Below are 12,815 nucleotides of genomic sequence, written 5' to 3'. Positions count from 1 at the left end.
CACGATCAGGGCTTGTCGGGCAAGAGCAGGCGGTTGATGTCGAACGGGGAGCTGATCGCTCCGTAGCGCTTGAGCAGAGCGGGGACGCTCTGCAGCGAGGCGGGCGCGATCCCGCTGCGGAAAAAGGGGAACTTCACGAGTTTGACGTCATCCTCTTTGATTTTCGCGAAGCGGGCGACGGACTTCTCGACAGCGGCGCGATCGGAGTTGGCCAGGTCGGCGGCGCGGCGCAGACCGTTCCTGAACGCCGCGATCTCGACCGGGTGACTGGCGGCCCAGCCCCTCGTCGTGAGATAGCAGGACACCGGGAGGCCCTGGGCGTCTGCGGTGGCGAGGTCGAGCAGTTCCTCGGCACCGTCCTTCGCGGCCTGGGTCACGAAGGGCTCGACCGTCGATGCCGCGTCGACGTCGCCTCGGCGCAACGCCCCCGCCATGTCGGGAAACTGCATCTCGACCCAATGGATGTCCTTGTAGGGGACACCGCGGACGTCCAGGGCGGCCATGACGAGGGTGTCGCTGAGCCCTTTCGTCGCGTTGATCGCGATCCTCTTGCCGGGCAGGTCGTGCACGTTCTTGACCGACCCGTTTTTCGGCACCACGAGCTCGATGGTTTTGGGTGCCGCCGACGATGCCTCGGCGATGATCGCGAGGTCGCCGACTCCGCGGCTCGCCGCGAGTACCGCCGCGACGTCGCTGGCGTAGGCGATGGCGACGTCTTTGGACGTGAGTTTCGCGATCGCGGCCTGGCCGCTGGCCGCGGTCTGCGTCGATACCGTCACGCCCGCCTCGGCGAAATACCCGCGCTCGACGGCCAGGTGCAGCGGCGCGACGTCCAGCAGCGGCATCTCGGCCACGACCACCGGGTCGCGCCCGTCCGACCCCCGTGCCGGTTCGCTGCCGCCGAGAAGCCCGCACCCCGAGGCACCGGCCAGCACCGCGGCCGCGACGACCGCGATCGCCGCCGGGCTGCGACCGCGACAACGCGGGAACGATAACGAACGCATGCGCGAAACCTCCTGTGAGCGAACGGAAACACGGAAAACGGCAGAGACCGGAGCGTGGCGGCGAGCCGCGACAGGCGCGGGTTGGAAGCGACAGGGGGGCCTGGCAGGCGACGTCAGGTGCGCGCCGCGAGGTCGGGCAGGGCGGACAGGAGCGGGTCGACCGGCGAGGTGCGCGAGGCTGCGCGTCCGAGCCGCGCCGCTGTCGCGGCCGGGACGCTGAATCCGTCGAGGCCGAGGCAGCCGAGGATTCGCCAGAGAGCGACGGCGACCGGGGCGAGCGTGGGATCGGGGGCGTCGAGCCCGGTGTTGAACAGCGCGCGCGGCCACTGGGTGGCGCACAGGTCGGTGAACTCGAACCCGGGCCGGTGCCCCAGCAGCCCCCGCACGGGCTGCGCGACGCCCCGCCTGACCAGCCGCTCCCACACCGTCGCGGCCGAGCCCGGGGCGAGCACCGCGACCGCGGCGGAGACCGGGGCGGGCAGCCCGCGCCCGCGCACGACCTCCAGCACATCGCCGGGGTCCGGGCCGGGCACCGGTTCCCGCAGCCACACCATCTCGTCGGGAGTGACGTCAATGGTCTTCTGGAAGACCTGCTCGGCGAGCAACCCCACCGCCAGGGCGGCGCCGAGGGCGTCGCGGTCGCGGATCGCGGGCCGGCGAGGGTCGGCCTGGTAGACGGCGACGAGCACGAGATCGGCCAGTCGGGGAGACCCGTTGTAGGCGGGGCCTCCGGCGTGGCTGCGCGTCATCTCCGACCCGCCGTCCTCGCGTCGGCGCCCCTCGCGCCACGCGGTCCGGCGCGGCCCCGCCGCAGTTCCCGCTTTCCCGCCGGCGGACGCGACCGCGACAGAGGTGCAGGGCGGCCCCGGCAGGGTTCGCCGGGGCCGCCCCCCTCCGGCGCCAAGCGGATGGGGGTGGTCCGCACCGGCGACGGGACGGTGCACCGCGCCCGACGACCCTGGCCGCGCCGCACCGCTCCTCCCTCGGCCGGGCTCACGACTGCGAGGGAAGGGCTCACGGCTCGGACCGCGATCGGGATCGATTCCCCCGCAACAGATCCAACCGCCGGGAACGGCCGCGTCGGGATCGCGAGGGGCAGTGTGCCGCGGCCGCGGGCCGCGCCGCCCGCGGCCGCGACCACATGAGGGTGCCGCCGCAGCCACGCGAAGCACCGGTCGCAGCAGTCGAACGGGCCGCCGAGATCCGCGAGCGGCTCGCGACCGATCATGTCGCCGGGATGAGTCCATCCCGATCCGAGTTCGGCGTGGCACATCGCCTGCACCCGCGCGCCCGGCACCCGCCCCACTGCGAGCGCGCCCGGATACACGTGCCGGCGGTGATCACCCTCGTAGTAGAAGATCACCACCAGAACGCGGTCCGCCGCTGCCCGCTCGCTGATCACGAGCAGACGCTAACCCCGCAGCGCCGGAATTTTATGCCAAGCTGGCATAAAGCGGAGAAAAAAGCCGGAATACGGATTCGACAGGAGAGATCCCGAAGTCGAGCCGCTTTCCGTCGTTGACAACACTGCATTTCCCCGAAGTCGTCGTCTTGCCCGCATGAAAAGCAATTCGACAGACCCAGCGAAGATAACGGCCGGATGGCGAGGTGATCACGGATCAGTCTTGCGACTCGTCATGCCGAGCGGTGCCGCGGACTGGATCTCTCTTTTGCAGGGCGGGACATCGGGTCACCGGCCGCGGATTCCGGGACAGCCGCGCGGGGGAAGCCGGACTGGAAGCGTTGGCAACGCATTGGGTTCTTCCTCGTTGGGCGTGCGTGAACCATGGCACGGAGGAAGACCGCGATCGGACGATGGTGCGCCGCCTCACGCGGCGTGGGCGCATCAGATTGCACGACAACGTGTCCCGCGTGCCGCGCAGGACGACCGGGCCTGTTGCAGTGAGCAGGGTCGCCCGTGGATGTCGGGAGGTTCGCGACAAGGTTGTCGCCCGAGTGAGCACTCGGGCGACAACCGCACTTCGCGGTATCAGCCCGTCGTTCTTCAGGGGCGCCCTCTGGGCGGCGCGCGGATTCCGGAGGCATTCGGGAGCCCGCGGGGAACCCAGCGGGGCAGCCGAGGAGGATGCCCCACGCCGTCCGGAGTCGGGCTCGGCGGCGCGTCGCACGGCAATCGCCGCAGGGAAACAGCATCACCGGCGAGGATCTCGGCCTCTGGGCGACGTCTGCTCAGCGGGACGGCGCAAGCCTGCCTTCGAGTGAGTCCATCTCCGGCCCCGGGCAGCGGCCGCGGGCGACGAGATCCTCGACCAGCCCCCGGGAGAGGGGGTCGTTGCGGATGCGCTCCGGGGCGATCCAGTCGGCCTGGTCCAGATGCCAGACGGCGAGGTCGTCGCGCGCGCCCTCTGCCTGCGCGAAGCCCCTGGCCAGGTCGAAATGCAGCGCGGCCCGGCGGTCGCGGCTGCCCAGGCCCTTGTCGTAGCCCGGGACGCGCACGATCTCCTCGGCCCGTCGCGGTCCTTCTCCGAGCTCCACCTTGCCTGCGAGACCCCAGGCCAGCGCATTGGACGGGCCGAAATCGAAGCACAACGTGCGGCGCTCGCCGGTCCGGGCGGCGAGCGCCGCGGCCTCCGTGTGATGCGTCGTCGCGATGTCCCGGTCGTGCTGCTTCGCGCCCAATTGCGCCAGAGCAAGGTGCAGCATGCCCGCTGCCTCGGCCGAGGCGGCGTCCTCCGCATCGGGATCGGCGCGGGCGAGCGAATCCAGCGCGGCGGCGGCGGTGTCCCAGGCGGCGGCGCGGTCGACGATCCGGGCCTGCACCACTGACGTGGACATCGAGGCGAACCCCGCCAGGACCGGATCCTCCCGCCGGGCCGCCGCCGCCCGCGCGCGCTCCCCCGCTGCCAGCGCGAGGGGATAGTCGCCGAGGCTGCGGGCGACGCCCACCGCCACCAGACACGCCTCGCCCACTGCCGCGAGCGCCGCGCGGCGTTCCCGCGCCGGGCCGGTGACGAACCGGACGTGTGATTCAACCAGCAGCGCGGCCAGTTCCTCGTTTGCGACGACGTAGCGCGAATCCGCGGACGCGCGATTCGCCACCCGGACCAGCCTGGCCAATTCCTCGACGGGCCGTGCCGGGACGTCGGGAACATCATCGAGCGTCGCGGCCGCCAACGCCGCCGACAACGGAGACAGCACGGGAGCGAAGTCGGGCTCCTGGCCCTGCATCCCAGTCAGCTCCGGGACCGCGCGCCCGAGGACGTACGCGAGATCCTCCAACAGCCTGCGTTCCACCGGATGGCGGTCGCCGGATTCCAGCCGCGACAGTTGGCCTTGGCTGATCCCGACCAGATCAGCGACCACAGACTGGGTCAAACGCCGTCGCGCACGGGCTTCCCGCAGCCGTGCACCGAAATCGCCGGACACCAGCTCGCTCACGCCGCCAGCCTAGCGACCCCGGCCGGGCGATGCCTATCCGCTGAAGCCGGATGCCTCGGCGAAAGAGTCCGTCGAAACGGCGGCCAGCGCGGCGCAGGCCCGCGCCCTCGGACTGCCTCCGGGGCCGGGGAAGAACCACCTCGCTGCCTTTACGGCTTCCTCGCCACGCCGGCCACCATGATCTGCTGTGCGATCGTGCGTTCGCGCAGCATCGGGCCGTCCGGCCACCAGTCGACCGAGTGCACGATGCCCGCCGGTTTGCCCGGTCCGGACGGGACCATCTCCATGTCGTGGAACAGTTCCCGGATCTGGGCGCGGGTGCGGGCCATGACGTCGCGCATAGGCCCGTTGTGCACGGTTTCGAGCAGCTTGTTCACCGTCTGCTCGTCTTCGGAGCCGTCTCGCGGGTCGAGCAGGTGCGAGATCGCCAGGTAGGACCCGGAGGGCATGCGGTCGATGAACGCCTTCGTCACCGCGGCCGGTGCGTCTGGGTCTTCGGTCTGGTGGTGGAGCGTCGCGAGAAAGAGCACCGCGACCGGCTCGTTCCAGTTGATGTTCTCGTCGACCGTCGGATGGTGGAGGATGCGCTCCGGCTCGTAGATGTCGGCCTGGATGAAGTCGGTGAAGTCGTTCTCGACCAGCAGCGCCAGGCCATGGGCGGTCACGACCGGGTCGTAGTCGACGTAGACCACCCGTGCCGTCGAGTCGGCGCGCTGCACGATCTGGTGCACGTTCTCGGCAGTCGGCAGACCGGAACCGCAGTCGATGTACTGACGGATCCCGGTCTGGTAGGCGATGAACCGGCAGATCCGGGTCAGCAGGTGCCTGTTGTCTCGAGCAAGGTGCGCGACCTCCGGAAACGCCCGCTCCAGGTCCGCGGCCATCTTCCGGTCGATCTCGTAGTGGTCCTTGCCGCCCAGGTAGTAGTCGTATACGCGCGCGACGCTCGCTCTGGTGGTATCGACCCCCGGCGGCGGAGCAACCGCGTAATTCACCACGCGCACCTCCCACGCTGACACTGTGATGTATGCCGCACCGAGAGTAGCGGCCTGGAGCCGTCGATGCGAAACACCCTGCCAATAAGTCGACGCGCGGGTTCCTGTTGCGGTGCGCGACCGTGATCCGTCCGCCGGGCTCTGGGGGCTGCCGGGCGAGGTGCGCGAAATGGGCGAGGGCACCGACCAGGTCGCGGTACGCCAGCACGGGGAAAGGAACCGGCTCGCGAGCAAGATCCGGACGCACACCAGCGGCGAACCGCCAATCCGGCACCAGAGGACAGCACCGCAGCGCGCGACCGCGAAAGACGCCCGGACCACGAACCGCTCGAACCGACCCGGGCCCTGACGCCCCGCCGCCCGTCACCGCAACGGCAGTCGAGCCTGCCTCGTTTCCGCGGCGCTGTGCCAGACCCGGATTTCCGGCTAGCGGGTTTCGAGTGTCAAGGACTGCGAGCAGGTCCATCGCTCTCGATCGAGCGCACCTCGACCTCGCTACCGCGAACAACCAGCGCCTCGCTCTGGAGAACCAGCAACTGCGGCAGCACCTCGCAGCTGCCGCAGGCGTCGCTCGCCTCGAACCCGGCCGTCTCCGCCTGCGGAATCCGGAGCGTTGACCAGGCCGAATCTCACAGTTCGTGCCCGAAAACACGCGCTCCGATCGAACATGTGTTTGACTCCGTCGGTGAGGATTATGCATGTGATCGAGGTCGAGGGGCCGCCGGTGGTGCCTGCCGGGTTCCCCTCGCCTGCGGAGGACTACTACGCAGGCCCGGTGAGCCTGGACCGGAATCTGCTTCGCAATCCGGCGACGTTCGTGCTGCGGGTATCCGGAGACTCCATGGTCGAGGCGGGGATCTCCGACGGGGACGAGATCATCGTCGACCGCAGCCTCACACCCGACGACGGAGACGTCGTCGTCGCGGTGCTGTACGACGAGTTCACCGTAAAGCGGCTGCGGCTGCGCCCGCCGCAGCTCGAGCCAGCCAACCCCGCGTTCCCTGTGATCCCGCTGCCGCGCGACGGGGAGGGGTTCGAGGTGTGGGGCGTGGTCACAGCGGTGATCCGCCACTTGAAACCCGGCGGTCGTCATGGCCGGTGACCAGGTCGTCGGGCTCGTCGACGTCGACAGCACGTACGCCAGCTTCTCCGGGGGTCGCCGAGCCGTTGCGGTCTCGGCGCTGGAGATCGGTGCAGGTCAGCGACGCTGTCGCGGAACCGTAGTGGACGCCACATGTGTGGTGCAAACGGAGACCGAGCATGGTCGATAAGCGTCGTTCAGTCGTTTTGGCTGATGTGGACTCCATGTACGTTTCGGCGGAGCGCATCTTCAACGTCGGGCTCAACCGGCGGCCGGTCGTGGTGCTGTCCAACAACGACGGCTGTGTCGTGGCCCGCTCGAAGGAGGCGAAGGCGCTCGAGATCGGCATGGGGGAGCCGTGGTTCAAGGTGCGCACCCGGCCAAGCTGCCGCGATGTCGTCGCCCTGTCCTCGAACTACGAGCTGTACGGCGATTTCAGCTCGCGACTCGCGACGTTGTGCGGGCAGCTCGCGCCGAGGGTCGAGCCGTACTCGATCGACGAGTGCTTCCTCGAGTTCCCGGCCGGTGAGGCGCTCGACGCCGCGGTGTGCGCGCGGGAGCGCTCCGCGCGGTGGCTCGGCCTGCCGGTCACCGTCGGGATCGGGAGAACGAAGACGCTGGCGAAGATCGCCACCAACCACGCCAAGGACTCCGGAATCGGGGTGTTCAGCATCGATGCGCTCAGTCGGGCCGAGCGGGCGGAACTGCTGGCCAGCATCCCGGTCGGCGAAGTCTGGGGCATCGGCGGCCGGTTGTCCGCACGCCTTGCCGCGCATGGGGTCACGACCGCGAAGGCGCTCGCCGACCTCGACCCGGGCTGGGTCCGTCGCGCGTACACCATCGTCGTCGAGCGGACCGTCCGCGAACTCCAGGGCGTGTCCTGCATACCGCTGACCGAGCAGCCGGCTCCGCGCCGCTCGATCATGCACTGCCGACACCTCGGCCAGCCGGCGACCAAACAGGACGAGGTGGCCGCGGCCGCCAGCGCATTCGCACAGGCCGTCTCCGCCAAGCTGCGGCGCCTGGATCTGGCCGTCCCGGCCGTCACCGTGATGCTCTCCACTGGTGGCTTCGGAACGGGTCCGCCGCATCATGCCCAAGCCACGCAAGGGTTTCCAGTGCCGCTCAACGCCGCTGGCCAGCTCGCCACGACCGCAGCGCGGCTGGCGCGAGGCGCCTGGCGGCCCGGCCACCGGTACAAGCGGGTCGGCGTGCTCGCGTCCGATCTGGTCCAGGCCCGCCGCGCTCAGTCGCTGTGGCCGGACGATCCACGGCACGACAAGCTCGCCGCGGTCCTCGACACGATCACGGCCCGACACGGGCGTGATCTGGCCGGTTACGGGCGTTCGGGAATCCGAGGGCCGTCCGGGTGGGACTGGAGAATGCGCCAGGAGATGCGGACACCACGGTTCACCACTCGCTGGGACGAACTTCCCGTGGTGTCCTGAACTGGTAACGAGTGCGCTACGCAGTTCGGTCCAGGCCAGTCCCCGGCGTGGATTTGAGCAGGCTCGTTACCGGACGCCTGCCCCCGCTGGCGCGGAGCCAGCAGCGACGCCGACGGGGCCGAGCCGACCGACTCGCTGGCCGTGCACGGTCCCTCCGCCGAGCACGGCGAGGATCGGGGCGATCGCCTCTTCGGGATTGGTGTCGGCACGGCAGGTGAACAGGTCGACGTGCGCGAGTTCGTGCTCGGGCCAGGTGGACACGGTCAGGTGGGATTCGGCCAGCACCAGCACGCAGGTGGCGCCGTGCGGCTGGAATACCACGGGCAGTTCGCCGAGGACCGTGCAGCCGAGCCGGGCGACGGTGGCGCGCATGGCTTCCAGCAGCTCGGCGGGTTCGGGGTTGGGGGCGGCGCAGGCGGTGATGTCGTAGACGGCGTGGATCACGGGAACCTCCGGGGTGGTCAGGCCGAGCGCCGGTCGAGGGCCGGGTTGCTGGCGGGGGTACGGATGAGGTCGGCGAGGTAGTCGACGGTGTAGGAGCGGTGCAGCCGGCGCGGTTCGGTCGCCCAGCGAGTGACCTCGGTCCAGATCGCGTCGAGCGCGTCGTCGCCGTGCTGGTCGAGCAGAGGACGTCGAGGTTGAGGAATGCCTCGGGCAGGTCGGCGTAGGCGGCGCCGTAGCGGACGTAGAGGGTCCGCATCCGAGACACCACGCCTGCTGGTTGGTCACCACGACCTGCGCGCCGCGATGACCGAGGTGGTCCGCGACGCCGGCCAGTACCTGGCGGTCGTGGGATCGCGCTCACGCGACGCGGCCTACCTCGACGCGATCGAGGCCGTGCTGGTGCAGCGGCCCGAGCTGGTGCACTACCGGGTGCTGTTCGGCCCGCCGCGCCACCAGGTCCTCAAGGACCACCTGCTGCGGCTGGTGAAGATCCGCGATCCGCACGACCGCAGCCTCGGGTTGAAGACGCTGCACATCGGCATCGTCGAGGACGACCCCGGAACCCCGGAGCGGTTCTTCTGTGCCTCAGAGTCCACCGCAGTCGTGCCGATCCCTTCGCTGACCTCGTCCGAGGCGTTCGACTCCGGGGGGCTGTTCGAGGCGGCGGTGGCCGAACGCCTGATCGACCACGCACGGCAGGTCTACGCCAGCCCCCGCCGGGTCGAGAGTGACCAGGCCCTGCGTGACCTGCCGACCGTGCGAAGCTAGACACCAGAGACGACGCCCAGCAGCGCGTGGGTGAAGGGAGGTGCCGATCGTGAACCCGATCAACCACGGCGGTGAGCACGACGTGCTGGCCGCGGCCAGCGAGGACCACGAGTCGGTCATCGCCCTGACCCGCGAGCTGGTTGCCATTCCGAGCCGCGGCGGTATCGACCCCTACGAGCCGGTGCTCAACCGGCTGAGCACCTGGCTCGAACAGCGCAACCTGGCCGTCACCGTGCTCAAGGACAAGACGGGCGCCACCGTCGGCCTCACTTGCGAGATCCGTGGAGCTCGTCCCGGTCCCCGCTGGGTGCTCGACGCCTGCCTGGACACCGCACCCTTCGGCGACGAGGCTGCCTGGACCCACCCGCCGACCTCCGCGACCATCGTCGACGGCTGGCTCAATGGACGCGGTAGCGCCGACTCCAAGTCCGGCTCCGCGATCTTCTGCCACATCGCCGCCCGGCTCGCCACCATGGCCGACCAGCTGCGCGGCAGCCTGGTTCTCCTGTTCGATGTCGACGAGCACACCGGCGCCTTCGGCGGCGCGAAACGCTACTTCGAGGGTCCCGACGCGCCCGACGACGTGGCCGGCGTGATGATCGGCTACCCCGGTATGGACAAACTCGTCGTCGGCGGCCGCGGCGTGCACCGCGCCAAACTGCACGTGCACGGCGTGGCCTCACATTCCGGCGGCAGCAAAACCACCCCGAGTGCCATCGAGAAGGCCGCCAACCTGGTCCGGGTGCTCTCCGCCGCCGAGCTCTCCGACAGCGCCAGCTCCGAATTCCCCATGGCCGGCAAGCTCACCGTGACCGCCATCGAGGGTGGCCAGGGCTACTCAGTCACCCCGGACCTGTGCACCCTCCACGTCGACGTCCGCACCACCCGAAACTTCGACGACGAGGACGCCGCCCGACTGCTCAAACACCTCGTCGCCCAAGTCGACGACGCCTGGCCCGGAACCCAGCCCACCCTCATCCAGGTCGACACCCGCTGGCCCGCGTTCGCCCTCGCCGAAGACTCCCGCCTGCGCACCGCCATCCTCGACGCCGCCAAATCGGTCGGCGTCGAGGTCGAGCCCAAGATCGCTGGCCCCTCCAACATCGGCAACTATCTCGCCGGCCTGAACATCCCCGCCACCGCGGGCTTCGGCGTCGACTACATCGGCCTACACGGCACCGATGAGCGCATCCGCCTCGACACCATCCCCTCCATCCAAGCCATCTACCACGCCGCCATGCTCACGCTCCTGGGTATGTAGCGCGACCATGCCCACTACCAGGCGCCCGCCTGGCCTGGGCATGATCAGCCACGTCTGTTCAGGCTGGTGATCAACTCACGGTTCGCTTGCCGAGCCGCATCCAGTTCTTGGTCACGGTCTTCGAGTTGCCCTGTCAAGCCGACGACCTCCTGTTCGAGGTCAGTGACGCGGCGCTGGAGCGCGTCGATGTCGGCAGGAGCACCTAGCCCGGATTCGTGCCAGACCTGCTCGCCCAGCATGGTGGACAACTTCGTCTCCAGCTGGCGGATGCGGGCGGCCTGCCGGTTGATCTGCCCGTGTGCGTTCGCGAGGTCGGCCTGGAGGGAAGCGCGACTGACCATCGGCCCGCCGTTCTCAGCGGCCGGTGGTTCGGCCTGCGCCTGGTGAATCTGCGCGAGCAAATCCTTGTGGCGGTACAAGAAAGTGCGATCCACTCCGGCTGCGCGGGCGATCGCGGATGCGGTCATCTCGCCGCCGGCCGCGGCTGCGGCGTTGATGGCCTTGATGACCCGCTGGCGGCGGCGGGCGGAATCGGCTCGCCGCCCTTCGGCCAAACGGTCCGGTGTATTCACGCGGTCCTCTCCGGTCGGACGTCGGGCAGCGGTTGCCGGACGCGGGGCATCCCGAGTCCGACGACCTTCTGCCGGCCTTGGCGGACGATGGCGGTGGCCTGTTCAATCTGGGCTCGGTCCTCGGCGGTCAGGTCGTCCAGGTCGGCCTTCATGCGGGTGATCAGCCGCCGAATTCGGGAGATCTCCTCGTCCGAGGGCGTCGCCTCGGCGGCGGCCCACTCGTCGGCGTCGAAGGCCAGCAGGCGTTCGCGGGCACCGGTCCCCAGGCTGTGGGCGAGGACGGTGCGGCGTGGGGCGCAACCGGCAGGCGGGGCTGTCGCGTTAGGGCAAGTCGGTGAACTGCGTCCGGCGCGCCGGGTCGCATCGCCCGGTGCGGGCCCGCGACCGGGAGTATCCGGTGGGTGGGTGCTGACTCCTCAGGGTTGACCGAGCAGAGATTGATCCGCGACTGGGCGCGCGGAACGCGCCAGAGTTTCGAGGTCCTGGAACCGCACGTAGGCATCGACCTGCGGACGGTGTTCGGCGTGCCCGGCGGGACCCTCCCCGGCCGAGGCGAACGATTCTTCGCGCGGGCGCTACGGACCGAGCAACCGGAAGGGGCGCGCTGATGCGGATGAAGCCGGAACAATCGCTGGCCGCCGTGCACCCCGACGTCGCCGCGACGTGGGATCCGGACCACAACGGCGTCCACACCCCGCACAACACCTCGGCGAAGAACTCGCTGCGCGCGTGGTGGCGGTGCCCGGCCGGGCACCGCTGGTCGGAAACGGTCGCCGCCCGCACCGGCATGCCTGCGTGGAAACGCAACGACCGCGCCGCCTGCCGGGTGTGCGTCGGCCACAGCGTGATCACCAGCTTCGCCTGCGGGCACGTCGTCACGGTGGAGGCCCGTTTCGCCCGCCCGGAGCGGGACTGTCCGGCCTGCCGGCGCGCGGCATGGGAGAAAAAACAGGAGCAAGTGTCGGACCAGCGCGAGGCAGCACGCGCCGCCTACGCGGGAACCGGGGACGAGGCGCAGCGGATCCTGGCGGAGATCGAGGTCCCGGAGTCGGTGCCCGCGCCGCTGGTCGCGTCCTGGCGCAGCACGTCGCTGGCCCGGATCCGCCGGGCGCTGGTCGCCGAGCGCGAGTTCGGCAAAACCGGAGCCGCAGGCACCGCCCGGCGCGAGGCCGCGACGTTGCTGGGACAGGTTCCGCCCACCGCGGACCAGGTGCGAGCCGCGATCGAGGCCCGGGAACCGGTCATGGTGCTGGGCAAGGCCTACTGGCCGCCCGGCTGGCTGCGGATCCTCGGCCACGACACCGCGCCGCCCGGCGAGGACCCCGCCGTCGTCGCCGCGCTGCGCGGCTGGCTGCAACACGCTTTCGCCGCGACCGCCGAGAGATGCGACACCAAGACCGGCACCGGGATCCTCACCCGCCTGGTCCTGGACTTTGCCGATGCCCAGCCCCGCCGCTTCCGCCACCACCGCTGGATCGGCTACCGCGAACTCGGCATTCCGATCACACCCGGCAGTGCGGCCCGCTACGGCCGGCTGGACATCGTCATCACCCGGCCCCACGGCCCCGACCTGGTCATCGAGATCGACTCCGCCCACAACCCCGCCAGCGTCGAGAAACTGCGGTTCGCCCACGCAGCGGGCGGAATGCCGCTCTGGATCCGCTGGCGATCCGGCCCTCTTCCCGACACCGGCATCGCCACCATCGACCTCCGCGAATGAGTTCCCACCGCAACGCGCGCCGAGCACACCGACGAAGACAACCTCCGCAAGAGACTGCGGCGCAGCAACAGGAGATCACGGGACGCCATCCCCTCGGACGGGGATGGATGGCCCGATCGTGGA

The 12,815-nt window shown here is 70.1% G+C and carries 13 protein-coding genes; 6 read left to right on the top strand and 7 right to left on the bottom strand.

Features of this window, described 5'->3' with window-relative positions; all coding sequences use genetic code 11:
• Positions 1 to 5 precede the first annotated feature (5 nt).
• From ABZX37_RS10795 to ABZX37_RS10780, 4 genes are all read right to left on the bottom strand, one after another.
• Positions 6 to 1,004: an ABC transporter substrate-binding protein gene (locus tag ABZX37_RS10795; RefSeq protein WP_354738174.1), complete on the bottom strand. Its 999-nt coding sequence runs from the start codon at positions 1,002 to 1,004 to the stop codon at positions 6 to 8.
• A 113-nt stretch (positions 1,005 to 1,117) separates the two neighbouring features.
• Positions 1,118 to 1,753: a GPP34 family phosphoprotein gene (locus ABZX37_RS10790; protein WP_354738172.1), complete on the bottom strand. Its 636-nt coding sequence runs from the start codon at positions 1,751 to 1,753 to the stop codon at positions 1,118 to 1,120.
• A gap of 1,441 nt (positions 1,754 to 3,194) precedes the next feature.
• Positions 3,195 to 4,403 carry a helix-turn-helix transcriptional regulator gene (locus tag ABZX37_RS10785; RefSeq protein WP_354738170.1) on the bottom strand — a complete coding sequence of 403 codons (1,209 nt, stop codon included), beginning with the start codon at positions 4,401 to 4,403 and terminating at the stop codon, positions 3,195 to 3,197.
• 149 nt (positions 4,404 to 4,552) lie between these two features.
• On the bottom strand, positions 4,553 to 5,398 hold the full coding sequence (locus ABZX37_RS10780; protein WP_354738168.1) for an SAM-dependent methyltransferase: 846 nt from the start codon (positions 5,396 to 5,398) through the stop codon (positions 4,553 to 4,555).
• 694 nt (positions 5,399 to 6,092) lie between these two features.
• Between ABZX37_RS10780 and umuD the strand changes: the two genes are divergently transcribed.
• Together umuD and ABZX37_RS10770 are read left to right on the top strand one after the other, a co-directional pair.
• On the top strand, positions 6,093 to 6,500 hold the full coding sequence (umuD, locus tag ABZX37_RS10775; protein ID WP_354738300.1) for a translesion error-prone DNA polymerase V autoproteolytic subunit: 408 nt from the start codon (positions 6,093 to 6,095) through the stop codon (positions 6,498 to 6,500).
• A gap of 158 nt (positions 6,501 to 6,658) precedes the next feature.
• Entirely contained in the window at positions 6,659 to 7,927 is a 1,269-nt protein-coding gene (locus ABZX37_RS10770; RefSeq protein WP_354738166.1) for a Y-family DNA polymerase, read from the top strand.
• 66 nt (positions 7,928 to 7,993) lie between these two features.
• Here the strand turns inward: ABZX37_RS10770 and ABZX37_RS10765 are convergent, their stop codons facing one another.
• On the bottom strand, positions 7,994 to 8,371 hold the full coding sequence (locus ABZX37_RS10765) for an S-adenosylmethionine decarboxylase (RefSeq protein WP_354738164.1): 378 nt from the start codon (positions 8,369 to 8,371) through the stop codon (positions 7,994 to 7,996).
• Between the two features lie 303 nt (positions 8,372 to 8,674).
• Between ABZX37_RS10765 and ABZX37_RS10760 the strand changes: the two genes are divergently transcribed.
• Positions 8,675 to 9,139, top strand: coding sequence for a hypothetical protein (locus tag ABZX37_RS10760; protein ID WP_354738162.1), 465 nt, complete (start codon positions 8,675 to 8,677; stop codon positions 9,137 to 9,139).
• 49 nt (positions 9,140 to 9,188) lie between these two features.
• Positions 9,189 to 10,400: a M20/M25/M40 family metallo-hydrolase gene (locus ABZX37_RS10755; RefSeq protein WP_354738160.1), complete on the top strand. Its 1,212-nt coding sequence runs from the start codon at positions 9,189 to 9,191 to the stop codon at positions 10,398 to 10,400.
• Positions 10,401 to 10,444: 44 nt separating this feature from the next.
• On the opposite strand, the gene ABZX37_RS10750 is transcribed toward ABZX37_RS10755, so the two are convergent.
• Both ABZX37_RS10750 and ABZX37_RS10745 read right to left on the bottom strand, forming a co-directional pair.
• Positions 10,445 to 10,972 (bottom strand): DUF6262 family protein, encoded by a 528-nt coding sequence (locus ABZX37_RS10750; protein WP_354738158.1) that lies wholly within the window; start codon positions 10,970 to 10,972, stop codon positions 10,445 to 10,447.
• Positions 10,969 to 11,124: a hypothetical protein gene (locus ABZX37_RS10745; RefSeq protein WP_354738156.1), complete on the bottom strand. Its 156-nt coding sequence runs from the start codon at positions 11,122 to 11,124 to the stop codon at positions 10,969 to 10,971. The genes ABZX37_RS10750 and ABZX37_RS10745 overlap by 4 nt, the downstream gene beginning before the upstream one ends.
• A 270-nt stretch (positions 11,125 to 11,394) precedes the next feature.
• Between ABZX37_RS10745 and ABZX37_RS10740 the strand changes: the two genes are divergently transcribed.
• Positions 11,395 to 11,580, top strand: coding sequence for a hypothetical protein (locus tag ABZX37_RS10740; protein WP_354738154.1), 186 nt, complete (start codon positions 11,395 to 11,397; stop codon positions 11,578 to 11,580).
• The gene (locus tag ABZX37_RS10735; protein WP_354738152.1) at positions 11,580 to 12,692 is read left to right on the top strand and encodes a zinc-ribbon domain-containing protein; all 1,113 of its coding nucleotides are present in this window, start codon (positions 11,580 to 11,582) and stop codon (positions 12,690 to 12,692) included. Before ABZX37_RS10740 ends, ABZX37_RS10735 begins: the two co-directional genes overlap by 1 nt.
• Positions 12,693 to 12,815: the final 123 nt, after the last annotated feature.

This window comes from Amycolatopsis sp. NPDC004079, assembly GCF_040610415.1.
GTDB classification, from domain to species: domain Bacteria; phylum Actinomycetota; class Actinomycetes; order Mycobacteriales; family Pseudonocardiaceae; genus Amycolatopsis; species Amycolatopsis halotolerans.
The sequence above is the reverse complement of the archived record's forward strand: the minus strand, read 5'-3'. Positions and strand labels throughout refer to the sequence as shown.